Here is a 23,051-nt window from a genome sequence, read left to right on the forward strand (position 1 = left end):
TCGTGACGGCGCCGTGAGACGTCCGGGCTTCTTGAGCTCAGGTGAACGCGGGGCGGGCTGGTCGCCCGGAACGGCAATCATGCGTTAACAAATCCAGCCAAAGAGGCTATGCTCGCCGGCAGGCAGAGGGCGTCAACAGCAAACGAGGTACGCATGGCCGGAACCGAAGCAACGGACTCACTGGAAGGCCAGTTTCTGATTGCGATGCCGAGCATGGCGGACAGCCGGTTCGAACATGCCGTGATTTACCTGTGCTCTCATACCGACCAGGGAGCCATGGGGCTGGTGGTCAACCAGGTCGCCCGTCATCTCTCCCTGGAAGAGCTGCTGGTTCAACTGGACATCGTCAATGACGAAAGCGCGATCCGTCTGCCGGCCCGGGTGCGCGACATGAATGTGCACAAGGGCGGGCCGGTCGAGGTAGAGCGTGGCTTCGTGCTGCACAGCGATGATTTCACGCTGAACCAGTCCACGCTCACCATCGAAAACGGCATCTGCCTGACAGCCACGCTTGAAATCCTCAGGGCCATGGCGACCGGCACCGGCCCGTCCCACGCAATGCTGGCCCTCGGCTACGCGGGCTGGGCGCCCGGACAGCTGGAAAACGAGATCGTGTCCAATGGCTGGCTGACGGCTCCCGCCGATCCGGACATCCTTTTCGACCCCGATTTTGAATCCAAATGGCATCGCGCGCTCGCAAGTCTGGGCATCGATCCGGCCATGCTCTTTTCCGACGCCGGCCACGCCTGACCTTTGCGCCCGGACGCCGCCGCCCGCCCTGTCCAGGCACAGTCATCCTTTTAGCCAAAAGCGACTTGCGCTTGAATGTTATGGCGCGTAAGTCGCATCGATGGCATGGTTTGTTTCAAATGCGGCGGGTTTCAAGTAGGCTGTGGGTCCGGACTTCCGGTCCTGCAGGCTGGCGCCCTGCAAAAAAGGTCAACACTAAAGGGAAGTGACGCGGTGAAATACAGCAGTACGCGCGGTGAAGCACCAGTCCTGGAATTTTCTGATGTCCTGCTCCAGGGGCTCGCTCGCGACGGCGGACTTTATCTTCCCGAAACCTGGCCGCAATTCGACACCGCCACCATCGCTTCCTTCGCGGGAAAATCCTATCAGGACGTCGCCTACGCGGTAATTCGACCGTTCATTGGCGATGAAATCCCGGAAAACGATCTGAAAACCATGATCGCCGACGCTTATGCCGGCTTCCGGCATCCGGCGGTCACTCCGCTGGTTCAAAGCGGATCGAACACATTCCTTCTCGAACTTTTCCACGGACCGACGCTCGCCTTCAAGGACGTGGCGATGCAGCTTCTCGGCCGGATGATGGATTATGTGCTGACGCAGCGCGGGCTGCGCGCAACCATTGTAGGCGCTACTTCGGGCGATACCGGCGGCGCGGCGATAGAGGCCTTCCGCGGCCGTGAGCGGACTGATATCTTCATTCTCTTCCCGGATGGGCGCGTGTCCAACGTCCAGCGCCGGCAGATGACGACGGCGTGCGAGGACAATGTTCACGCGCTGGCGCTCGCCGGGAACTTCGACGATTGCCAGGCGATCGTCAAAGGCATGTTCAACCATTTCGCCTTCCGCGACCGGGTGGCGCTTTCCGGGGTCAATTCGATCAACTGGGCGCGCATTCTGGCGCAGATCGTCTATTACTTCGTTGCCGCCGTGGCGCTCGGCGCGCCGCACCGGAAAGTCTCCTTCACGGTGCCGACCGGCAATTTCGGCGATATCTTCGCCGGTTATGCCGCGAAAAAAATGGGGCTTCCGGTCGAAAAGCTCATCGTTGCGACCAATGTGAACGACATTCTGGCGCGTACGCTGGAAACCGGCCGCTATGAGAAACGCGGCGTGACGCCGACGATCTCGCCGTCCATGGACATTCAGGTGTCGTCGAATTTCGAACGGCTTCTGGCGGAAGTCAGTGGACGGGACGGCGCGGCGGTTCGCCGGATGATGGATCGACTGTCTCAGTCCGGCAGCTTTGGAATCGAAAAAGCTCCGCTGGACGCCATGCGCTCCGTCTTCGGCGCGGGGCGCTGCAATGAGCACGAAACCGCCGCCACCATAGCGGAAACCTGGAAAGAGGCGGGCTACCTTCTCGATCCGCACACCGCCATCGGTGTGCATGTTGCGAAGGAACATGATGACGGCTCGGTTCCGATGGTGGTTCTGGGCACTGCGCATCCGGCCAAGTTCCCGGATGCGGTTGAAAAAGCCTCCGGCATCCGGCCGGAATTGCCTGAAAACCTGAAAGACATGATGATTGCGGAGGAGCGCCAGCAGGTATTGGCAGCAGACCAGGGTGTGGTGGAACGATTTATCGAAGATCACGCCCGGGCCGTCACCGCCGGGGTGTAGCTATATGAATGTAAAAACAACTGTTCTCGACAATGGACTGACGGTCGTGACCGACCAGATGCCGCATTTGAAGACCGCGGCGCTGGGGGTATGGGTCCGCACGGGATCCCGTGTGGAATCCGTGGACCAGAACGGCATCACCCATCTGCTTGAACATATGGCTTTCAAGGGAACGAAGACGAGGACGGCGCGCGGAATCGCCGAGGAAATCGAGGCGGTGGGCGGCGAGTTGAATGCCTCGACCAGCATTGAACATACCAACTACTACGCCCGCATCCTGGCGGAAGACATGCCGTTGGCGGTCGATATCCTGGCGGATATCCTGCAGAACTCGACTTTCGACGCCCAGGAACTGGCGCGCGAGCAGCATGTGATCCTTCAGGAAATCGGCGCGGCGAACGACTCGCCGGACGATCAGGCCTTCGACCTGTTTCAGGAAGCCGCCTGGCCGGATCAGGCGATCGGCCGGCCGATCCTCGGCACGCCGGAAACGGTGAAAGGCTTCAACCGCGACGCGCTGAACGCCTATCTCGCCGACCGGTACCGGGCGCCCGACATGGTTCTGGCGGCTGCCGGCGCGGTTGATCATGAGGCGTTCGTGGCGCTGGCGAGAGAAAAATTCGGCGGCTTCAGCAGCGAGCCTGCCGCGCGGGAATCGGAAGCCCGCTATCGCGGCGGCGAGACGCTGCGCAACAAGGATCTGATGGAAGCACAGGTTCTGATCGGTTTCGAAGGCCGTCCCTACAAGTCGAAGGACTATTACGCGGTCCAGATTCTGGCCTCCGTTCTGGGAGGCGGGATGTCGTCGCGGCTGTTCCAGGAAATTCGCGAGAAACACGGTCTTTGCTACGCCATCTACAGTTTCCACTGGGCGTTTTCCGACACCGGCCTGTTCGGTCTGCACGCCGCGACCAGCCATGACGATCTCGGCGCCCTGATGCCGATGATCGCCGATGAACTCATCGCGGCCACCCAGACCATTTCCGAAGACGAAGTCGCCCGCTCCCGCGCCCAGATACGCGCGGGCCTGATGATGGCCCTGGAAAGTCCGGCGGCGCGGGCGGGTCAGATCGCGCGGCAGATCCTGGTCCATGGCCGCGTGCTCGGCCCGGAGGAGATTTCCAGCAAGATCGAAGCCGTCACGGCGGCCGATATCCGCCGGGTGGCGCACGAAACCTTTGTCGGAGCGACACCCACCTTGACCGCGATCGGCCCGGTGGACGGGGTCATGACTGCTGCCGAACTGGCGGAAAGGTTGCAGCAGGACCCGGTTCTGCGGGCCGCTTCAATGTAGGACGCGGAGAGCGGGGCATGTCGCTGCTACGGCCGGGATCTTCAACCGACGCTGAATTGCTGATCGAGGCCGGAGGCTATTACCTGCGCCCGCCGATCATGTCCGATTTCAGGAACTGGGGTGCCCTGCGCTCGGAGAGCCGCGCCTTCCTGAAGCCTTGGGAACCGCTCTGGCCCTCCGACGACCTGACCAAGACCGGTTTTCGACGCCGTCTGCGCCGCTATTCCAGGGACCGCAAGGAAGGCCGCAGCCTGTCTTTTCTGCTCTTCCGCAGCAGGACCGACGACATTCTCGGCGGCCTGACGCTGAGCAACATCAGGCGCGGGGTCAGTCAGACGACAACCCTTGGCTACTGGATGGGTCAAAGACACGCGGGAAAAGGGCACATGTCGGCTGCCGTCGCCATGATCTTGCCGTTTTGTTTCGACGTTTTGGGCCTGCACCGAATAGAGGCAGCTTGCCTGCCATCCAACATGCCGTCCATCCGGCTGCTTGAAAAGGCCGGGTTCCACCGGGAAGGTTACGCGCGCAACTATCTGTTGATCAACGGGAGCTGGCAGGATCATCTGCTGTTTGCCTGTCTGGCGGAAGATCACGCATCGCGTCCTGGAAAAGTGGCTCCCAGCGTTGAGGGTATCTTGAAAGAATTCTTGTGACATGCACCACAACCCGGTAGTCCTTCGCCCCATGTCGATTTCGTCACCGGGTTCATTCAGCAGCGTGTTCAAAAGCTTTGTCGTTGTAGCGCTTTGTGTGCTTGCAGCAGCACTCGCGGCGATGCCGGCGCAGGCACTCGAACCGATACCCGTCCCGATCGATGTCGAGGCGCTGGATATCACCAATTCCGTCGAACTTCACCGTGAGGCGGGAAATCGCCTGCAGGTGTCGACCGCGCCGGGCTCGGACGGTATCGTCCGCCGCATCGAGGTGCCCTCGCGCGATGGCACCAACACGAACTGGGCCGTGTTCGCGCTGGCCAATACCAGCGACGAGCAGATCGACCGTTTGATAGTCGCGCCCAATTACAAGCTTGTCGGATCCAATCTCTTCTGGCCGGATCTGGGGTCCTCGCGCATCGCGGCGATCACACCGAGCCAGGGCATCGCTCCGGAGCGGCAGAAAAGCCTTGAGGCGGATGTCTTTCTGGTCACGCTCGATCCCGGTTCGATCGTCACATTCGTCGCCGAAATGACGACACCGAACCTGCCGGAAATCCGGCTCTGGGAACCGGACGTCTATGAGGAAACCATCAACGCCTATACGCTTTACCGCGGTATTATCCTGGGTATTTCCGGTCTTCTGGCGCTGTTCCTGACGATCCTTTTCGTGGTCAAGGGCACGGTCATGTTCCCGGCGACGGCCGCGCTAGCCTGGTCCGTCCTGGCCTATCTGTGCATCGACTTCGGTTTCTGGGGCATGGTGTTCAACCTGCAGGGTGGCGGAAGTCAGCTCGCGCGCGCCTGTGCGGAAGTGATGCTGGCGGCCAGCCTGATCGTTTTCCTCTATGCCTATCTCAACCTGAACCGCTGGAATATCCACTATTCCCACCTGGCGCTTACCACGTTGATCCTCATTCTGGGTCTCCTCGGCGTCGCGGTCTGGGATCCGTCCATTGCCTCCGGCATCGCGCGGCTCGCCCTTGGCGTGATCGGCATCCTCGGAATCGTGACCATCGCCATACTGGCCTTCCAGCATTATGACCGTGCGATCCTGCTGATCCCGACATGGTGCCTGCTGATGGCCTGGCTGATCGGCGCGGCCATGACCATAACCGGTTACCTGTTCAACGACATTGTCCAGCCCGCCCTCGGCGGCGGTCTTGTGCTGATCGTCCTTCTGATCGGTTTCACCGTCATGCAGCATGCCTTCGCGGGTGGTGCGATTGCGCAGGGCCTCATTTCCGACGTGGAGCGCAAGGCACTCGCGCTCACCGGAGCCGGTGACATTATCTGGGACTGGGACATCGACCGGGACCGTATCTACACCGGCAATGAGGTCGAGGATCTGCTCAATCTCAGGCATGGCACCCTCGAGGGTCCGGCGCGCGACTGGCTGGAAGTCCTGCATCCGCAGGACCGCGACCGGTTCCGCGCGACGCTCGATGCCGTGATCGACCAGCGGCGCGGCAAGGTCACGCAGACATTCCGCCTGAGATCCGAAGACGGCCACTTCCGCTGGTTCCGCCTGCGCGCCCGCCCGATCATCGGGGCGGATGGTGAGGTGATCCGCTGTGTCGGCACGCTGCTCGATGTCACCGAGGAGCGCACCGCCGAGGAGCGGCTTCTGCATGACGCGGTGCATGACAACCTGACGGGTCTGCCGAACCGCGAGCTTTTCGTCGACAGGCTGCGCACCAGCGTCGTGCGCTCGAACGCGGAGGAAACCTCGAAGCCGACCATTCTGGTTCTCAATCTGGACCGGTTCAAACAGGTCAACGACAGCATCGGCCTTTCCGCGGGCGACAGCATCCTGCTCACAGTGGCCCGCCGTCTTGGCCGCCTGATCGGTCAGCAGGATACGCTTGGCCGCCTGTCGGGGGATCAGTACGGCCTGGTGCTTCTGTCCGAACAGGAGCCGGACCGGATCGTCGCGCTGGCCGATTCGCTGCGCAAGGCCGTGCGGGCTCCGATCACTTTCGGCGACCGGGAGATTTTCCTGACCTGCTCCGTCGGCATCTCCTTTTTCGAGGGCGGCAAGCAGGGCGTCGAGGACATGCTCACCAATGCGGAAATCGCCCTCAACCATGCCAAGCGGCTGGGAGGCGACCGCCAGGAAGTGTTCCGCCCGATCCTGCGGCCGCTCGACAAGAACATCGTCGACCTTGAAGGCGATCTCAGGGAAGCGATCAAGAAGGAGACGCTCGGCGTCTTCTTCCAGCCGATCATCCGCCTTGAGGACCAGTCGGTCGCCGGGTTCGAAGTGCTCGCGCGCTGGAACCATCCCAAGCGGGGCAAGATCTCGCCGTCCGAATTCATTCCCGTGGCGGAACAGTCCGGCCTCATCAACGAACTCGGCATGTATATGCTCGACAAGGGCGCCCAGCAGCTTGCGTTCTGGCAGCGTGAGTTCCGCACGCAGCAGCCCCTGTTCGTCTCGGTGAATCTGTCGTCACGCCAGCTCCTGAAACAGGACCTGATCAATGACGTGAAGGCGGTTCTGTCGCGTACATCGCTGGAGCCGGGCACCTTGAAACTGGAATTGACCGAGTCCCTCGTCATGTCCAATCCGGAATATTCCGCCAAGGTTCTGGAGCGCTTGCGCGGTCTTGGGGCGGGCCTTTCGCTGGACGATTTCGGCACCGGCCATTCATCGCTGTCCTATCTTCACCGCTTCCCGTTCGACACGATCAAGATCGACCAGTCCTTCGTCAAGCCGAACGGATCGTCCGCGAGACCGGTCCTTCTGCGCACGATCGTCGCCATGGGCCATGACCTCGGCATGTCCGTCGTCGCCGAAGGCGCGGAAAGCGAGAACGATGCGCTGGAGCTGTATCAACTCGGCTGCGAATACGCCCAGGGCTATTTCTTCGGCGAAGCGGTGTCGGCGAACGAGGCAACCAAGATCCTGCGCAAAATGCCTGCTGAAGCGGAGTCCGCGTAGACGCTTTCGGGTCGGCGCTCTAGAATCTGAAATTCAGGGAACCAGAACGGGGATTGTCCTGTCCGTTGTCTGGATCTCCAGGGGCGTGGCCCCGAACGGATCCCCGTCGATCTGGGCGGCGACAGGGCCTGCCGCCGTGATCGTGGCGCGGGAAAAAGGTCTGACGATCGCGCCGCGGGCCTTGTGAATGCGCCCGAACAACAGCGCGATGCCGTAGAGGACGGAAGACCAGGGATCGTCTCTTTCCAGCACCAGCATGTGCATCCCCGGATCGGTCGCTCCCCCGGGACAGATGACGAAGGGGCCGCCATAGTGCCGGGCGTTGCTGGCAACGGCAAACTTGCCGGTGATCGTGTCGCCGTCCAGGGTGATCGTCAGCGGAGTTTCCTTGCGGCCGAATCCGGTTCTGATCGCGGTGATCACATAGGCCAGTTTGCCGAGGCGCCGCTTCAGCGAGAGCGGCACGGCATGGACGACCTCCGCGTCGAAACCGGCGGAAGCCATCAGGACGAAGGGATGTCCGTTTGCCAGGCCGTAGTGCAGCTGTCTGGTTTTCTGGCGCCGGATGATGTCGGCTATGGCGCGCGCTTTGCGTGGCAGGGCCAGTTCCAGCGCCAGGACATTTGCCGTGCCGAAAGGGATCACCGCCAGTTGCGGCGGATTGGGATGAGACTGAAAGCCGGTCAGAGCCTCGTTGATCGATCCATCTCCGCCGGCGACCACCAGCGTCCGCACGCGCAGTTCGGGATCGGCGCAGACCTCACCGATTTCACCGGCATGACGGGTCAGCCTGATTTCGGCCTTGCAGCCGTGCCACTCAAGGCGCGCCCGGACCTTTTCCAGAAATCTGGCGCTGTAGCCACCGGAGGTCGGATTGGCCATGATCAGCACGGAACCGGCTGTAGCCGGCTGAGGCGCGCGCGGCGAAGCGGGGGCGGACCACCAGAAAACTCTCACTGAAAATCCTTTGCGAGTCTCACGGGGATCGCGCTTACGCGCCGCCCTTATAGGGGGCCATGCCGCTTCGCGCCAGTTCATCCGCGCGCTCATTGTCCGGATGTCCCGCATGACCCTTGACCCAATGCCAGGTCACGTCGTGACGTTCCCGCGCGGCATCAAGAGCTTGCCAAAGATCGGCGTTCTTGACAGGTTTGTTGGTCGAGTTGCGCCAGTTCTTTCTTTTCCAGCCGTCGATCCATTCGTTGATGCCGCTGCGCACATAGGTGCTGTCCGTATAAAGGTCGACGGCGCAGGGCCGGGTAAGAGCCTTCAGGGCCTCGATGGCCGCGATCAGTTCCATCCTGTTGTTCGTGGTTTCGACTTCGCCGCCGCTCAGTTCCTTCTCGCTTTCGCCGAAGCGCAGGATGACGCCCCAGCCGCCTGGACCCGGATTGCCCGAACAGGCGCCGTCCGTGTAAATCGTCACTCGGTTTGTACTGCTCATCGTTCCAGCCCGTAAGCCTCCGCGGTGTCGATGGTCTGGTGGAATCTGAGTTTCTTCAGGTATTCCAGCGGGTCTTTCGGTGTCACCAGCGCGCCTTCGGGAACGCTCAGCCAGTCATAAAGGCGCGTGAGCAGGAACCGCAGAGCCGCCCCCCGGCAGAGCTTCGGCAGCGCGGCATATTCCGCGGATGTCAGCGGGCGGACGGATGTGTACCCCTTCAACAGCGCGCGTGCCTTTGTCACGTTGAACGCCCCGTCCAGTTCAAAGCACCAGGCATTCAGACATATGGCGATATCGTAAGCGAAGGCGTCGTTGCAGGCGAAATAGAAATCGATCAGGCCGGAAAGTTGATCGCCCAGGAAAAACACGTTGTCCGGAAAGAGATCCGCATGGATCACTCCGACCGGAAGATCGGAGGGCCAATCGGCTTCAAGATAATCGAGTTCGCGTGAAATTTCGGCGCCAAGACCCGGTTGCACGCTGTCGCTGCGCGCACCGCACTGGTCGAACAGCGGCCGCCAGCCGCTGACATCGAGGGCATTCTTGCGGAAGCCCTCATAACCCATGCCGTCCAGATGCAGCTCGGCCATGGCCTTGCCGAGTTCTCCGCAATGGTCGGTGCGCGGGCGTTTGACCCACATGCCTTCCAGAAAGGTCACCAGAGCCGCGGGACGCCCGGCCAGGGTGCCGAGCAGCATGCCATCCCTGGAAGGCACCGGTGTCGGGCAGGAGAGGCCCTTGTCCGCCAGGTGTCCGAGCAGATTGAGAAAATAAGGCAGATCGTCCGGGTTCACCCGTTTCTCGTAAAGCGTCAGGATGTAGGACGCCTTGTCGGTGTGAACCAGAAAATTGCTGTTCTCGACGCCTTCGGCAATGCCTTTGAAGGACAGCAGACGGCCAACGTCATAGCCGCCGATGAAGCGATCGAGCTCCTCATCGGTTACTTCGGTATAGACTGCCATTATTTCATCCGCTGGCCGCCTGAGCGGGCGGGACCGGGTCCCGGAGCTCACGCGGCAGGTTAAAGGAAATCGTTTCTTCGGCGGTGCGCACCGTTTCAACCGTGACATCGAACCGTCCGGCGAAAGCGTCGATGATTTCCTCTACCAGGGTTTCGGGCGCGGATGCACCCGCTGTCAGGCCCAGCGAGCCGATCCCTTCGAAATCCTGCCAGTCGATGTCGTCTGCGCGCTGGATAAGCACGGCGGTTCCGCAGCCCGCGCGCTCCGCCACTTCCCGCAGGCGTTGCGAATTGGAGGAGTTCGGTGCCCCGACGACGATCATGGCATCGACTCCGGGAGCGACATGCTTGACCGCTTCCTGCCGATTGGTCGTCGCATAGCAGATGTCTTCCTTGTGCGGCGCGACGATCTCCGGAAACCGCTCCTGCAGAACAGCGACAATTCCGGCGGTATCGTCGACGGACAGGGTGGTCTGGGTGATGTAGGCGAGCGGAAGGTCCGATCGGGGCACATAGCGGCGCGCGTCGTCCTCGGTCTCGATCAGGCTGACAATGCCCTCCGGCAACTGGCCCATCGTGCCGATGACTTCGGGGTGGCCCTGGTGACCGATCAACAGGATTTCCCGGCCGCGCCGGAAATGGATCTCCGCTTCCTTGTGAACCTTGGAAACCAGCGGGCAGGTCGCATCCAGATAGAACATGTTGCGGGTGCGCGCGTCCTCCGGCACCGCCTTCGGCACACCATGGGCCGAAAAGATCACCGGTCTGCCCGCATCCGCCGCCGGTATTTCCTCCAGTTCCTCGACAAACACGGCTCCCTTGGCCTTCAGCCCGTCCACCACGAATTTGTTATGAACGATCTCATGGCGCACGTAGACCGGCCGGCCGTATTTCTCCAGGGCGAGTTCCACGATCTGGATGGCCCTGTCCACACCGGCGCAGAACCCGCGCGGCGCGCAGAGCCTGATGGAAAGCGGTGGTTTTTGTTGCGGGGTTTCAGTCATGATGCACTTTCGGCAAACCTTTATGGCCGCAATAAGGGCTTGCATGTGCACCCTGTCAAGGGAGAGGGGCCCTCGCGCGGCAATTATACCGACCTCAATAAATAGGAACCCATTCGACCGCGATATGAGACTGTTGCGCAAGGAGCGTGTCGCCGGGCGAATGGGTTCTTATTTATTGAGGTCGGTATTAGGCCACAATGAGCTGGTTCAAGCATTGCGGTTACCAGCCCTCGCCAACCAAATGTGTAGCTGCTATGAAGCTCCGCCAGGTTACTTTGCATTCAAGTGGACAGAATATGATCAGTGCGTTTCAAGCCGTAACCAAGATGAACCTCAAGACGGCATTCGCGGTTTGCATAGGCGCGGCGGCGCTGGGCGGATGCGGCGGAGCCGAAAGTGTTGCCGGAAAGATCATCACGGGTGGCCAGGAGCCGATTGAAATCTCTCCCGAGACGTTTGCGCCTCCGGTTCCCTGTCCCCCGATGCAGCTTAAGCTGAATACCTATCTGATCACGAAATACGTCCGCGGCAAGGAGGAGCAGCCCGAGGGGCTTCTTTATCAGGCGACCGTGGAGGACTGGGCCAATACCTGCACCCAGGAAGCGGGTGGCCAAAGGCGGATGAAACTCGGGTTTTCGGGCGATGTGACCTCCGGGCCCGCCTGGAAGGGCGGCGAAGTGATCCTGCCTCTGCGTGTTGCCATCGTTCCCGGTGGCGGCGATGCGAAACCCCTGGTTTCCGAGGTCTTGAAAATACCGGTGACTGTCGGTGCCAATTCCCCAAGCGAGACCTGGACGCTGATTGAAGACAAATTCACCGTCACACCGGACCAGAGCGTCAAGGTGGTTTTCGGATTTGACGATGGCGGTCGCCGCTGATAGCGGAATTTGAGGACGGCCGGAGGAGATTGTGCCCGGCAAATTCGCGGGTTGGCGATGTCGCATATTGACAAGACTTTGTCCGCCTCGCACAATCGCCGCCTCAGATCAGGGTCGTTCCCTGATTGGCGTGGCAGCACGCTGACGCAAGTGCGGGAGAGGCCGGGTTGGAAGATCCCGGCGCCGAAGGAGCAACCGCCCCGGAAACTCTCAGGCAAAAGGACCGCACGGGCCAAAACGCTCTGGAAAGCAGTGCTCCGCTATTGGATTCGCGGACTGCTCACCGAAGGAGTAACTGCTGGGCGCCCGGTTGCGTTCGCGGGAAATCTCTCAGGTACTCGGACAGAGGGGGTGCAGACAGGCCAGGTCCCGGACAGGACGGGTCTGGGACTGCGCAACCCCGATACGAGGACCGTTCATGGCGGATGCCAATGCAGAGACCGATCTGAAACAAACGCCTCTTCACGACCTTCATGTGGAACTCGGTGCCCGCATGGTACCCTTCGCCGGCTATTCCATGCCGGTGCAGTACAAGGCCGGCATCATGGCCGAGCATCTGCACACCCGGTCCAAAGCCGGGTTGTTCGATGTTTCCCATATGGGTCAGGCTTTCCTGATCGGTCCGGACCATGAAACCACGGCCCGCGCGCTCGAAGCGCTGACCCCTTCCAGTTTCGTCGAACTCGGCCTCGGCCGCCAGCGCTATAGCGTGCTCCTCAACGAGGAGGGTGGCATCATCGACGACCTGATGGTGACACGCCCTGTTTCGGAAGAAGATGACGGCAAGCTGATGCTGGTCGTCAATGCCGCGCGCAAGGATATCGACTACGCTCATTTTCGCGACAGACTCCCGGAAAATGTCAGCTTGCAGGTCGTCGAGGACCGGGCGCTGATCGCCGTTCAGGGACCTGAAGCCGTTGCCGCCGTTGCCGCGCACGCGCCCAAGGCTGCGGAGCTTGCTTTCATGTCGGCCGCTTCCATGGAATTCGACGGCATCGACTGCCACATCGCCCGCGCCGGCTACACCGGTGAGGACGGCGTGGAAATGTCCGTCCCGGCCGGAGCCGCTGAAGCAGTCGCCCGGGCGCTGCTCGCTGACGACCGGGTGCAGCCGATCGGCCTTGGCGCCCGCGACAGCCTGCGCCTTGAGGCGGGGCTCTGCCTCTACGGTCACGATATCGACGAAACCACGTCTCCCGTGGAAGGTGCGATCACCTTCTGCATGCAGAAGCGCCGCCGCGAAGAAGGCGGATTTCCCGGAGACGAGCGGATACAGGCGGAACTGAAGAACGGTCCCGGCCGGGTCCGCGTGGGCCTGCGTCTCGACGGCAAGGCGCCCGCCCGTGAAGGCGCCGAGATCGCCTTGCCGGACGGTCCCGTGATCGGCACGGTGACCTCGGGAGGTTTTGCGCCGACCGTGGGCGCTCCCATCGCCATGGGCTATTTGCCCGTCGAATATGCCGGCACCGGTACCGCTCTTGAACTGATCGTACGAGGCCGGCGGCTGCCTGCAACCGTTGCCGACATGCCCTTCGTGCCGAACCGCTATTACCGCAAACCCAAATCCTGATTTCTTGAAATGGACGCACAGCAATGACCACCTATTATTCCAAGGATCACGAGTGGATTTCCGTCGAGGGCGATATCGCCACGATCGGTATCACCTCCTATGCCCAGGAACAGCTCGGCGATGTCGTTTATGTCGAATTGCCGGAAGCCGGCAGGAACCTGTCCCAGGGCGATGAAGCCGCCGTTGTCGAATCGGTCAAGGCCGCCAGTGAGGTCTACGCACCGATCGACGGTGAAGTGGTCGAGGCCAACGGTGTGCTGGCCGACGAACCGGCCAAGGTCAACGCGGATCCGGAAGGCGGCGCGTGGTTCCTGAAGATGAAGGTCGGTAACTCCGGCCAGCTTTCGGACCTGATGGACCAGGCCGCCTACAAGGCATACGTGGAGACTCTGTGAACTCATGGCGGGGCATTATCATACGGCTCAGATAGAGTGGGCATGCGACGGTGACTACGCGGCAAATGCGTATTCCAGAGGACATATCTGGCGCTTTGACGGCGGTCTCGAGATTCCGGCAAGCTCCTCTCCGACGGTCGTGCCTCTGCCGTATTCCGTCGAGGCGGCCATCGATCCGGAAGAGGCCTTCGTTGCCGCGATTTCTTCCTGTCACATGATGTCTTTCCTGGACCTGGCCCGCCGTGCGGGCTTCAACATCGCCAGTTACCGCGACGACGCTCAGGGCGAAATGAGCCGTGTGGCAAGGGCCAGGATGGCGATCACGAAAGTGGTCCTGCGTCCACGCGTCACGCTGGTTGCCGACAAGGATCCGGACCCGACATGGCTGACCGATCTGCACGAGAAGGCGCATGAGATCTGCTTCATCGCCAATTCCGTGAAGTGCGAGATCGTGGTGGAACCGGAGCCGCTGAAGCTGGTCGCGCCTGGAAATTAGGGTCTGGCCGCGCGGGTAACGCGGCTGGATCTACCGTCACGGACGGTGTCAAAGCCTTTCCATCGTCATCCCGGACGGCGCTAAAGCGCCGAGCCGGGACCGGGGAGCCCTGAGCCGGGAGTTTTTCGGCTCGCCGGTCCCGGGTCTCACGGTGTTCGCCCGGGATGACGAGCCGAAAGGTCTGAACTGACGCCGGCTTACTGATTGTCTAACCCTTGGGAGCCGCCTGATGCGCTACCTGCCTTTGAACGACACCGACCGCTCCGACATGCTCGCGCGGGTCGGAGTAAAGTCGATTGACGACCTCTTTGCGGATATCCCCGAAAATGTCCGCCTCAACGGACTTCTGGATCTTCCAAAACGGGCCAGTGAAATGGAGGTCGAGCGCAGGCTCTCCGCCATGGCCGCGAAGAACACCTCCGCCGGGTCCGTTCCGTTTTTTGTCGGGGCAGGGGCCTACAAGCACCATGTGCCGGCAACCGTCGATCACCTGATCCAGCGCTCAGAATTCCTGACGTCCTATACGCCCTATCAGCCGGAAATCACCCAGGGCACGCTGCAATACCTGTTCGAGTTCCAGACCCAGGTCGCCCGCCTGACCGCCATGGATGTCGCCAATGCCTCCATGTATGACGGCTCGACCGGCACCGGTGAGGCGGTGCTGATGGCGCATCGGATCACCCGTCGCAACAAGGCGGTGCTGTCCGGCGGTCTGCACCCGCAATACCGGGCCGTGGTCGAAGGTCTGTCCAGCATGGCCGGCGACAAGGTGGTCAGCCTGCCCGCCGACCCGACCGGAACCGAAGACATTCTTTCGCAGATCGACGACGAAACCTCCTGCGTGGTGGTTCAGTCGCCGTCCTTTTACGGCCAGCTGATCGATCTGAAACCGATTGCCGAAAAGGCCCATGCGCACAAGGCCCTGCTGATCGCGGTCTTTACCGAGGTGGTCTCGCTCGGCCTGATCGAGCCGCCCGGAACGCAAGGGGCGGACATCGTCGTCGGCGAAGGCCAGTCCATCGGCAACGGTCTCAATTTCGGCGGCCCTTATGTCGGCCTCTTCGCCACCCGCCAGCAATATGTCCGCCAGATGCCGGGGCGCCTGTGCGGCGAAACGGTGGATGCGGAAGGCAAACGCGGTTTCGTGCTGACGCTTTCCACCCGCGAACAACATATCCGCCGTGACAAGGCGACGTCGAACATCTGCACCAATTCCGGCCTCTGCTGCCTGGCCTTCACCATTCACATGTCGCTTCTGGGTCAGGCGGGCCTGACGAAACTGGCCCGTGTCAATCACGGCAACGCGGTGAAGCTGAAGAAACTTCTCGGCGGCATTCACGGCGTCGAGGTTCTGAATTCGGCTTATTTCAACGAATTCACCATCGCCCTGCCGAAACTGGCCGGGGACGTGGTGGAACGGCTCGCCGAACGCGGCATTCTCGGCGGTCTGCCGGTCTCCCGGCTGGAGCCGGACAACAAGGATATCGCCAATCTTCTGGTGGTCGCCTCGACCGAAGTCAACACGGATGAAGACCGCGCGGCCTTCGCGGATGCGCTGAAGGAGGCGCTGGCATGAGCATGAACACGCAAGGGCGCCCGACCAGACCGGGCGAGGCGGACGGAGCCTTCCACCCCAAGACCTTCACCGGCAACCGCGGGCTCGACATGGAAGAGCCGCTGATTTTCGAATTCGGGTCGCTGGAAACCACCGGGGTCGATCTGGACGAGGACGACGATGTGGACTTCGAACTCGGCGGCCACCGGCGTCAGGACGAAATCGGCCTGCCCGGCCTCGCCGAACCGGAAGCCATGCGCCACTATGTGCGCCTGTCGCGCAACAACTACGCGATCGACAGCGGGCTCTACCCGCTCGGCTCCTGCACCATGAAGCACAATCCGCGGCTGAACGAGAAGATGGCCCGTCTGCCGGGCTTCGGCGACATCCATCCCCTGCAGCCGGTCTCTTCCGTTCCCGGCGCGCTGGAGCTGATCGACGAACTGGCCCACTGGCTGATGGTCTCCACCCACATGTCCGCCATCGCCATGAGCCCGAAAGCCGGCGCCCACGGCGAATTGTGCGGCATGATGGCGATCAAGGCGGCGCATACGGCCGCCGGCCGCGATCCGAAGATCGTGCTGGTGCCCGAGAGTGCCCACGGCACCAACCCGGCGACCGCCGCGCTGCTCGGCTACAAGGTCGTCTCCATCGGGGCCAAGGACGACGGCACAGTGGATCTCGACGCCCTGAAGGCGACAGCCGAAGAGCACACCGGCAACATCGCCGGCATCATGCTGACCAACCCGAACACCTGCGGGCTGTTCGAACGCGACATCAAGCTGATCGCCGACCTGATCCACGCCGCCGACGCTTATTTCTACTGCGACGGCGCCAACTTCAACGCCATCGTCGGCAAGGCGCGGCCCGGGGATCTCGGCGTCGACGCCATGCATATCAACCTGCACAAGACCTTCTCCACGCCGCACGGCGGCGGCGGTCCGGGCTCCGGTCCCGTGGTCCTGTCCGAACGTCTGGCGCCTTTCGCGCCGCTGCCTTTCATCCGCAAGACGGACAAGGGGCTGGAACTGGTTGAAACCACATCGGCGACAACTGAGGGCGAACAGCCTTTCGGCCGCATGACGGCCTTCCATGGCCAGATGGGCATGTATGTGCGCGCGCTCTCCTACATGATGAGCCACGGCTCGGACGGTCTGAAACAGGCGTCCGAGGACGCGGTGCTGAACGCTAACTATATCCGCGTCGGCCTGCAGGATCTGATGAGCCTTCCCTTCGGTGAACGCCCCTGCATGCATGAGGTGCTGTTCGACGACAGCTTCCTGAAGGACACCGGCGTCACGACGCTCGACTTCGCCAAGGCGATGATCGATGAGGGCTATCACCCGATGACCATGTATTTCCCGCTGGTGGTCCACGGCGCCATGCTGATCGAGCCGACGGAATCGGAAAGCCGGGCGGCGCTTGACCTGTTCATCGCCACCATGCGCGACCTGGTCATGAGCGCCAAACGCGGAGAAACCGACCGCTTCTCCGGCGCGCCCTATCTTGCCCCGCGCCGCCGTCTGGACGAAACCGCCGCGGCCCGCAAGCCGGTCCTGAAATGGACCGAACCCGAACCGGCGGAAGTAAGCCCGGCCGCGGCAGAATAGGCGGCAGACAGTCGATGGATTCGACAAGGAATCCCGGCTTCGGCCGGGGTTTTCGTTTTGGACCCCGCAAACCGCCCCCCTCGCGCTTCCCCTGTTGGAAGGGGGGAAGAGGTGAGGGCGGATAGTCCGGAATTGTCGCTGAACACACTGTTTCCTTAAAGTCGGACGGATTTCGGCTATAAGGGCCGTTGGTACGACATCTGGCAAAGCGAAAGAAAACCATGACCGACCCGATGCATCTGGACCGGCGCACCGGACTGCCCGAGGAATGGCTGTATCTCCTGAAGGATCATCCCCGGGTGGACTGGGCCTCGCACCGCAACCTTGGACCGCTCACCGAATTCTGGCTCGCGCGCCACAACGGATTTCGCCAGCTCGGTCAGACGCTCGACACGCTGCTCGTTGATTTCCGCGAGGAGAGGGTGGCGGCGAAGCAGTTCGGCGGCCTGTTCGCGCCGCGCCTTCAACAGTTCCTCTCCGAGCTGCATCACCATCACATGATCGAGGACGAGCACTATTTCCCAGTCTTCATGGACGCGGAAAAGCGGCTGGTCGCCGGTTTCGAGCTTCTGGAAGGCGACCACGAGTTGATCCACCACCGGATCGAGACAGTCATCGGCAGCGCCAACACCTTTCTGGGCCGGTTGCGGCAGGGGGGCAAGGACGGGATCCGCCGGGCGGCGGACGATTACGCCGCCGTCAGCGACACGCTGCTCACCGGCCTGATGCGCCACCTGGACGACGAAGAAAACCTTATCGTGCCGCTCATTCTGGAGCGCGGAGAGCACGATCTCGGTCTGTCGTGAAGCCGTTGCGGCCCGGCAGATGCAAGGATCTGTTTGCATCAGCGGCGCTGTCCCGGCCTTGAGCCGGGACCTTTAATGTGGCCCCGGCTCAAGGCCGGGGCGGCGAGGTGGTAGCGGTACATGTAAACCCGGCAAGACCGGAATTGGACCCGACTCACTGTTTGCCAAAATGATCACCGGAGAGTGAGATCTGCCATTTGTTCGTGCGTCTTTCGCAGACCCTCTCGAGCGCCTGCCATAACAGGCTTGACTTCCGGGCGGCTGTCGCGCATTTAAAATGGCATGATCAGGATGAGCGCCGCATTCGTGTATTTTTATTACGTCACCGACATACCGGCGGCTGCGTAGGATCTTGTTCACCTCTTGAAACCTCAAAAGCCGCCGCGTCAGGCGGCTTTTTGGTTTTCAGGACCCTGGCTTCCTGGCGGGAAACCCAGGAAACCGAAAATGACCAGCCACATGATCGAAGCCGGCAAGCCGGCGACCAGATTGAAATCCGAAGCGCTCGCCGTGCTTCTGGAGCGCGGTCTCGTGCACCAGTGCACGGATCTCGAAACGCTTGACCGCACGCTTTCCGAGGGCCCGGTAACCGCCTATGCCGGTTTTGACGCGACCGCGGCCAGTCTGCATGTCGGCCATCTGATGCCGCTGATGACCATGCGCTGGCTGCAGAAGCTGGGCCACCGGCCGATCGTCGTGCTCGGCGGCGGCACCAGCCTGATCGGCGATCCGAGTTTTCGTAACGACGCCCGGCCGATGCTGGAGGAGCGGCAGATTGCTGCGAATATCGCCACGATCCGCCGGTCCGTGGAGCGTCTCGTCGATATGGAAGGCCCCGACGGGGCGATGCTGGTCGACAATGCCGAGTGGCTGAACGAATTCCGCTTCCTGGAATTCCTGCGCGACTACGGTTCCCGCTTCACCGTCAATCGCATGATGACCTTCGACAGCGTGAAGTCGCGCCTCGACGCGCGGATGCCGCTGACCGTGCTGGAATTCTGCTACATGATGCTGCAGGCTGTCGATTTCCTGGAACTCGCCAAGCGTCATGACTGCGTGCTGCAGGTCGGCGGATCGGACCAGTGGGGCAATATCGTCAACGGCGTCGAGCTTGGCCGCAGGGAAGGGCGCAAGCTTCACGGCCTCACCGTGCCGCTGCTGACAACGGCCAGCGGCGCCAAGATGGGAAAGACGGCGGCCGGAGCCGTCTGGCTGCATCCCGAACACTTGTCGCCTTTCGGCTTCTGGCAGTTCTGGCGCAACACGGCCGATGCCGATGTCGCGCGGTTCCTGCGGCTCTTCACGGAGCTTCCGATGAGTGAGATCGATCGCCTTGCCGCTTTGGAAGGCGCGGAACTGAACGAAGCCAAGAAGATCCTCGCCACCCAGGTGACGTCGATCGTGCATGGACCGGAAGAAGCGCGCGCGGCCCTGCAGCAGGGCGACGCGCTGTTTGCCGGCGAGGGCGAGATCCTTGAACCAACCCACAAGATGCCGCTCGCCTCGCTGGCCGAAGGGCTTGGATTGCTGGAAGTGGTCGTGGCCGTCGGCTTCGCCGCCTCCAACGGCGAGGCCCGCCGTCTGGTGGAAGCGGGCGGTGTCCGCCTCAACAACCGGATCATCGAGGACCCCCGCCGCCGCATCGCCACCGGCGATCTTCAGGCCAATGACCGGTTGTCGGTATCCGTCGGCAAAAGACGGAAGGCGCTTGTGGGATTCGCGTAAAACGGACGGAAAAACCGGGCAGTCCCTCTCAGGACTGCCCCGCCACTTTGACGACGCAAGGTCGGACAGCGTGAACAGGCGTCAGAAAAACCCGAGTTTGTTCGGGTTGTAGCTGACCAGCATGTTCTTGGTCTGTTGATAATGGTCCAGCATCATCTTGTGGTTTTCCCTGCCGATGCCCGACTGCTTGTAGCCGCCGAAGGCGGCATGGGCCGGGTAGGCGTGGTAGTTGTTGATCCAGACCCGGCCGGCCTCGATGGCGCGGCCGAAGCGGTAGCAGGTATTGGCGTCGCGCGACCACACCCCGGCGCCGAGGCCGTACATCGTGTCGTTGGCGATGGCGAGGGCTTCGGCCTCGTCCTTGAAGGTGGTCACCGACACGACCGGTCCGAAGATTTCCTCCTGGAACACGCGCATCTTGTTGTGGCCCTTCAGGATGGTGGGCTGGATGTAGAACCCGCCCTCCAGATCGCCGTCGAATTTGGCTTCGCTGCCGCCGCACAGAACCTCGGCGCCTTCCTCGACGCCGATGGTCAGATAGGACAGGATCTTGTCCTGCTGTTCCCGGCTCGCCTGGGCGCCGACCATGGTGTCGAGCAGGCGCGGGTCGCCCTGCTTGATCGCTTTCACGCGCGCGATGGCCCGCTCGATGAAGGCCTCGTAGATGTCTTCCTGGATCAGCGCACGGCTCGGGCAGGTGCACACTTCGCCCTGATTGAAGGCGAACAGCACGAAGCCCTCGACGGCCTTGTCCAGAAACGCATCGTCTTCGCGCATCACGTCGGAAAAGAAGATGTTCGGCGATTTGCCACCGAGTTCCAGCGTCACCGGGATGAGGTTCTCGGTGGCGTATTGCATGATCATCTTGCCGGTCTGGGTGGAACCGGTGAAGGCGATCTTGGCAATGCGGGACGATTTGGCCAGCGGGGCGCCGACCTCGGCGCCATAGCCGTTGACGATGTTGAGAACGCCATCCGGCAGCAGGTCGCCGATCAGTTCGGCCAGCACCATGATCGCCGCCGGCGTCTGTTCCGCCGGTTTCAGCACCACGCAGTTGCCGGCGGCGAGCGCGGGAGCCAGTTTCCAGGCGGCCATCAGGATGGAGAAGTTCCAGGGGATGATCTGACCGACCACGCCGAGCGGCTCCTGGAAATGATAGGCGACCGTGTCGGCATCGATTTCCGACATCGACCCTTCCTGTCCGCGCAGGGCTCCCGCGAAATAGCGGAAGTGGTCGACCGAAAGCGGGATGTCCGCCGCGGTTGTCTCACGGATCGGCTTGCCGTTGTCCCAGGTTTCGGCCTTGGCCAGAAGATCCAGATTTTCTTCCATGCGGTCGGCGATTTTCAGCAGGACGTTGGCGCGTTCCGCCGCCGGGGTCCCGCCCCAGCCGGATTTTGCCGCATGTGCAGCGTCGAGTGCCAGTTCCACGTCCGCGGCATCGGAGCGGGCGACGTCACAGACGGGCTGGCCGGAAATCGGCGTTATGTTGGAAAAATAGCGGCCGTTCACCGGAGCGACGAATTTGCCGCCAATAAAATTGTCGTATCGGGCTTTGAAGGGCGACGCGGTGTCGACCGCGATTTTGGGCATCTGGTTCATGGATATCCTCCTCGTGTTCCCCGATCCTCCACCGGGAATGAGGGGACTTTGGCGAAACGAGGCCTGCTATGACAGATGGTGCGAAGCGGTGAGTGGGAGATGTGTCTCAGATCTGAGACAGGTCGGGTGTGATTTCAGTCGATACCAAGCCGTTTCAAGCGCCGGTAGAGGGTCGCGCGACCGATGCCTAAGTCTCTGGCGGCCTCGGAAACATTGCCCTTGGCGCGGGCCAGCGCGCGCACGACGGCCGCCCGTTCCGCCTTTTCAAAGCCGGTCGGGCCATCCTCCTGGCCGAGAAGATCGGAGGCGGGCAGGGGCGTGACAGGCCCTCTCGCGCCAAGACCGAAGACCTTGCGGGCGGCACGGGTGGCGCCCAGCACGATGTCGTCCTGATCGACGGCGAGCAGCACCGCCGCGTCGGAGGTCGCCTGATCCGCGACAATGATGCGGGCTTCCGGGAAGGCGGCCCGGAAAGTGTCGATTTCGATCTGCCGGGCCGTCTGCGCCACCATGGCGCCGATCAGCCGGTTGAAGGCCTCGGTCTGGTCGGACCGGGCGGAAGAGACGTCCAGGGCACCCGCCAACCGTCCTTCGGGGCCATAGATCGGCGCGTCCATGCAACTCATGCCGACATTGCGGGCCAGGAAATGTTCGCCCTGGTGGATGATCACATTTCGTTCCTCGGCAAGGCAGGTGCCGATGCCGTTTGTCCCGACGGTTGCCTCGCTCCAGTTCGTACCTTGGTAGAGCCCCCAATCCCGGAAGGTGTTCCTGTCGGCGTCCGTGCAGCGCTGGTCTAGCACGACACCGTCCGCGTCGGTCAGAAGGACCGTGCAGCCGGATTGTCCGACGAGCCCGAACAACTGATCGAGTTTCGGCGTTGCGATCTGGAGAAAGTCGCCGGCTTGCGTTCTCCGCTGATGGAGCAGGCTGTCCTCCATCCTGTCGGGAGCACGATGTGCTGCTGGATCGAGGCCGTATTTGTCCACCGAGCGCCGCCACGACGCGGCGATCCGGGAGAGCGCTGGAGCTGATCCCGATTGCACGGTGCGCAGAACTGTTTCTACATGGTCTTCCATTTTAGCGATCGGTGATCTTGAGCCGGCCTGTCAAGTGGGCCTGCTTCGTGGCGTTCGATCCGTTCCTCCCGTGAGCGCGCAACTGACCCGCGAGGATGTCGGCAACGGGGACGGAATGCAAGCAGGTTCAATTCACTTTGGAAATGAGGAACGGTGGGATCTAGGCCGTGTGGACGAATCGGGAGAAAAGTCCGTCGATTTCTGGTGTTGTCTGCCTGAAGGAGATTTGCATACCGGCCTGTCAAAGAAAAACCCCGCCTCCCTTTCTGGGAGACGGGGCCTAGTTCATCGCGGGGAACGCGAAGGTCGTTTCTGCTTGTAAGCCTGCTTATGCCTGCAGGCGGGACCTGACTTCCTTGCGGAGTTCGTCGATAGGCGATTTTGTCGGGCCGTTCTGGGTGTGCCAGAAGGTCCAGCCGTTGCAGGCCTCCTGGCCCTGGACCAGCGCGCCGACCTTGTGGATCGAACCGGTGTGGTCGCCCGATTTGAGCGAGCCGTCCGCCCGGACGATGGCCAGATGCTTGCCCCTGGAACAGGACGTTTTCCAAAAGGGAGTTGAAGGGAATGCACTTCCGGTTGCCTTACTAATTATTCGGCGTGGTTACCTGCCATGATGATCTAACATTCGGCAGTGGCAGTTTCTTTGGAGGCAAGTGATTGAA

Annotated in this window: 20 protein-coding genes and 1 riboswitch; of the genes, 13 read left to right on the forward strand and 7 right to left on the reverse strand. The window is 61.9% G+C overall.

Annotation, left to right across the window (positions count from 1 at the left end; all coding sequences use genetic code 11):
- The first annotated feature begins 153 nt into the window (after positions 1 to 153).
- From CLV41_RS05895 to CLV41_RS05915, 5 genes are all read left to right on the forward strand, one after another.
- Complete coding sequence (locus CLV41_RS05895; protein WP_103221248.1) at positions 154 to 750, forward strand: YqgE/AlgH family protein; 597 nt, start codon at positions 154 to 156, stop codon at positions 748 to 750.
- Positions 751 to 963: 213 nt separating this feature from the next.
- On the forward strand, positions 964 to 2,370 hold the full coding sequence (gene thrC / locus CLV41_RS05900; protein WP_103221249.1) for a threonine synthase: 1,407 nt from the start codon (positions 964 to 966) through the stop codon (positions 2,368 to 2,370).
- Positions 2,371 to 2,374: 4 nt separating this feature from the next.
- Positions 2,375 to 3,664 (forward strand): M16 family metallopeptidase, encoded by a 1,290-nt coding sequence (locus tag CLV41_RS05905; protein ID WP_103221250.1) that lies wholly within the window; start codon positions 2,375 to 2,377, stop codon positions 3,662 to 3,664.
- A gap of 17 nt (positions 3,665 to 3,681) precedes the next feature.
- The gene (locus CLV41_RS05910; protein WP_103221251.1) at positions 3,682 to 4,320 is read left to right on the forward strand and encodes a GNAT family N-acetyltransferase; all 639 of its coding nucleotides are present in this window, start codon (positions 3,682 to 3,684) and stop codon (positions 4,318 to 4,320) included.
- Positions 4,321 to 4,351: 31 nt separating this feature from the next.
- Positions 4,352 to 7,264: an EAL domain-containing protein gene (locus tag CLV41_RS05915; protein ID WP_103221586.1), complete on the forward strand. Its 2,913-nt coding sequence runs from the start codon at positions 4,352 to 4,354 to the stop codon at positions 7,262 to 7,264.
- Positions 7,265 to 7,297: 33 nt separating this feature from the next.
- Here the strand turns inward: CLV41_RS05915 and CLV41_RS05920 are convergent, their stop codons facing one another.
- From CLV41_RS05920 to ispH, 4 genes are read right to left on the reverse strand one after another with little or no spacing between them, the layout of a single operon-like run.
- Positions 7,298 to 8,221 carry a diacylglycerol/lipid kinase family protein gene (locus tag CLV41_RS05920; RefSeq protein WP_208987296.1) on the reverse strand — a complete coding sequence of 308 codons (924 nt, stop codon included), beginning with the start codon at positions 8,219 to 8,221 and terminating at the stop codon, positions 7,298 to 7,300.
- 34 nt (positions 8,222 to 8,255) lie between these two features.
- Positions 8,256 to 8,708 (reverse strand): ribonuclease HI, encoded by a 453-nt coding sequence (gene rnhA, locus CLV41_RS05925; RefSeq protein WP_103221253.1) that lies wholly within the window; start codon positions 8,706 to 8,708, stop codon positions 8,256 to 8,258.
- A complete protein-coding gene (gene thrB / locus CLV41_RS05930) occupies positions 8,705 to 9,670 on the reverse strand; it encodes a homoserine kinase (protein WP_103221254.1) in 966 nt (321 codons plus the stop codon). The genes rnhA and thrB overlap by 4 nt, the downstream gene beginning before the upstream one ends.
- A gap of 4 nt (positions 9,671 to 9,674) precedes the next feature.
- Positions 9,675 to 10,673 carry a 4-hydroxy-3-methylbut-2-enyl diphosphate reductase gene (gene ispH / locus CLV41_RS05935; protein ID WP_208987297.1) on the reverse strand — a complete coding sequence of 333 codons (999 nt, stop codon included), beginning with the start codon at positions 10,671 to 10,673 and terminating at the stop codon, positions 9,675 to 9,677.
- 296 nt (positions 10,674 to 10,969) lie between these two features.
- Here ispH and CLV41_RS05940 point away from each other — a divergent pair, with 296 nt between their 5' ends.
- The 8 genes from CLV41_RS05940 to tyrS all read left to right on the forward strand — a co-directional run bounded on the left by CLV41_RS05940 (position 10,970) and on the right by tyrS (position 19,708).
- Positions 10,970 to 11,551 (forward strand): hypothetical protein, encoded by a 582-nt coding sequence (locus tag CLV41_RS05940; RefSeq protein ID WP_103221256.1) that lies wholly within the window; start codon positions 10,970 to 10,972, stop codon positions 11,549 to 11,551.
- A gap of 143 nt (positions 11,552 to 11,694) precedes the next feature.
- Positions 11,695 to 11,787, forward strand: a riboswitch (glycine riboswitch).
- Between the two features lie 182 nt (positions 11,788 to 11,969).
- On the forward strand, positions 11,970 to 13,121 hold the full coding sequence (gene gcvT, locus CLV41_RS05945; protein WP_103221257.1) for a glycine cleavage system aminomethyltransferase GcvT: 1,152 nt from the start codon (positions 11,970 to 11,972) through the stop codon (positions 13,119 to 13,121).
- Between the two features lie 23 nt (positions 13,122 to 13,144).
- Entirely contained in the window at positions 13,145 to 13,516 is a 372-nt protein-coding gene (gene gcvH, locus CLV41_RS05950; RefSeq protein ID WP_103221258.1) for a glycine cleavage system protein GcvH, read from the forward strand.
- A gap of 4 nt (positions 13,517 to 13,520) precedes the next feature.
- A complete protein-coding gene (locus tag CLV41_RS05955) occupies positions 13,521 to 14,012 on the forward strand; it encodes an OsmC family protein (RefSeq protein ID WP_103221259.1) in 492 nt (163 codons plus the stop codon).
- Positions 14,013 to 14,241: 229 nt separating this feature from the next.
- Positions 14,242 to 15,588, forward strand: coding sequence for an aminomethyl-transferring glycine dehydrogenase subunit GcvPA (gene gcvPA, locus CLV41_RS05960; protein ID WP_103221260.1), 1,347 nt, complete (start codon positions 14,242 to 14,244; stop codon positions 15,586 to 15,588).
- Positions 15,585 to 17,177, forward strand: coding sequence for an aminomethyl-transferring glycine dehydrogenase subunit GcvPB (gcvPB, locus tag CLV41_RS05965; protein WP_103221261.1), 1,593 nt, complete (start codon positions 15,585 to 15,587; stop codon positions 17,175 to 17,177). Before gcvPA ends, gcvPB begins: the two co-directional genes overlap by 4 nt.
- A 221-nt stretch (positions 17,178 to 17,398) precedes the next feature.
- Positions 17,399 to 17,983: a hemerythrin domain-containing protein gene (locus tag CLV41_RS05970; RefSeq protein ID WP_103221262.1), complete on the forward strand. Its 585-nt coding sequence runs from the start codon at positions 17,399 to 17,401 to the stop codon at positions 17,981 to 17,983.
- 447 nt (positions 17,984 to 18,430) lie between these two features.
- Complete coding sequence (tyrS, locus tag CLV41_RS05975) at positions 18,431 to 19,708, forward strand: tyrosine--tRNA ligase (protein WP_103221263.1); 1,278 nt, start codon at positions 18,431 to 18,433, stop codon at positions 19,706 to 19,708.
- Between the two features lie 81 nt (positions 19,709 to 19,789).
- On the opposite strand, the gene adh is transcribed toward tyrS, so the two are convergent.
- From adh to CLV41_RS05990, 3 genes are all read right to left on the reverse strand, one after another.
- Positions 19,790 to 21,310: an aldehyde dehydrogenase gene (gene adh / locus CLV41_RS05980; protein WP_103221264.1), complete on the reverse strand. Its 1,521-nt coding sequence runs from the start codon at positions 21,308 to 21,310 to the stop codon at positions 19,790 to 19,792.
- A gap of 134 nt (positions 21,311 to 21,444) precedes the next feature.
- A complete protein-coding gene (locus CLV41_RS05985) occupies positions 21,445 to 22,389 on the reverse strand; it encodes a GAF domain-containing protein (protein WP_208987298.1) in 945 nt (314 codons plus the stop codon).
- A 328-nt stretch (positions 22,390 to 22,717) separates the two neighbouring features.
- Positions 22,718 to 22,981, reverse strand: a complete 264-nt coding sequence (locus CLV41_RS05990; protein WP_208987352.1) for a restriction system modified-DNA reader domain-containing protein — start codon at positions 22,979 to 22,981, stop codon at positions 22,718 to 22,720.
- Positions 22,982 to 23,051: the final 70 nt, after the last annotated feature.

This window comes from Roseibium marinum, assembly GCF_002906165.1.
GTDB classification, from domain to species: Bacteria; Pseudomonadota; Alphaproteobacteria; order Rhizobiales; family Stappiaceae; genus Roseibium; species Roseibium marinum.

Bases quoted from the DNA above. Each gene is read 5' to 3' on its own strand.
- CLV41_RS05895 (WP_103221248.1), top strand. From the start codon at position 154: ATGGCCGGAACCGAAGCAACGGACTCACTGGAAGGCCAGTTTCTGATT.
- CLV41_RS05905 (WP_103221250.1), top strand. From the start codon at position 2,375: ATGAATGTAAAAACAACTGTTCTCGACAATGGACTGACGGTCGTGACC.
- CLV41_RS05910 (WP_103221251.1), top strand. From the start codon at position 3,682: ATGTCGCTGCTACGGCCGGGATCTTCAACCGACGCTGAATTGCTGATC.
- CLV41_RS05915 (WP_103221586.1), top strand. From the start codon at position 4,352: ATGTCGATTTCGTCACCGGGTTCATTCAGCAGCGTGTTCAAAAGCTTT.
- rnhA (WP_103221253.1), bottom strand. From the start codon at position 8,708: ATGAGCAGTACAAACCGAGTGACGATTTACACGGACGGCGCCTGTTCG.
- thrB (WP_103221254.1), bottom strand. From the start codon at position 9,670: ATGGCAGTCTATACCGAAGTAACCGATGAGGAGCTCGATCGCTTCATC.
- ispH (WP_208987297.1), bottom strand. From the start codon at position 10,673: ATGACTGAAACCCCGCAACAAAAACCACCGCTTTCCATCAGGCTCTGC.
- CLV41_RS05940 (WP_103221256.1), top strand. From the start codon at position 10,970: ATGATCAGTGCGTTTCAAGCCGTAACCAAGATGAACCTCAAGACGGCA.
- gcvT (WP_103221257.1), top strand. From the start codon at position 11,970: ATGGCGGATGCCAATGCAGAGACCGATCTGAAACAAACGCCTCTTCAC.
- gcvH (WP_103221258.1), top strand. From the start codon at position 13,145: ATGACCACCTATTATTCCAAGGATCACGAGTGGATTTCCGTCGAGGGC.
- CLV41_RS05955 (WP_103221259.1), top strand. From the start codon at position 13,521: ATGGCGGGGCATTATCATACGGCTCAGATAGAGTGGGCATGCGACGGT.
- gcvPA (WP_103221260.1), top strand. From the start codon at position 14,242: ATGCGCTACCTGCCTTTGAACGACACCGACCGCTCCGACATGCTCGCG.
- gcvPB (WP_103221261.1), top strand. From the start codon at position 15,585: ATGAGCATGAACACGCAAGGGCGCCCGACCAGACCGGGCGAGGCGGAC.
- CLV41_RS05970 (WP_103221262.1), top strand. From the start codon at position 17,399: ATGACCGACCCGATGCATCTGGACCGGCGCACCGGACTGCCCGAGGAA.
- tyrS (WP_103221263.1), top strand. From the start codon at position 18,431: ATGACCAGCCACATGATCGAAGCCGGCAAGCCGGCGACCAGATTGAAA.
- adh (WP_103221264.1), bottom strand. From the start codon at position 21,310: ATGAACCAGATGCCCAAAATCGCGGTCGACACCGCGTCGCCCTTCAAA.
- CLV41_RS05985 (WP_208987298.1), bottom strand. From the start codon at position 22,389: ATGGAAGACCATGTAGAAACAGTTCTGCGCACCGTGCAATCGGGATCA.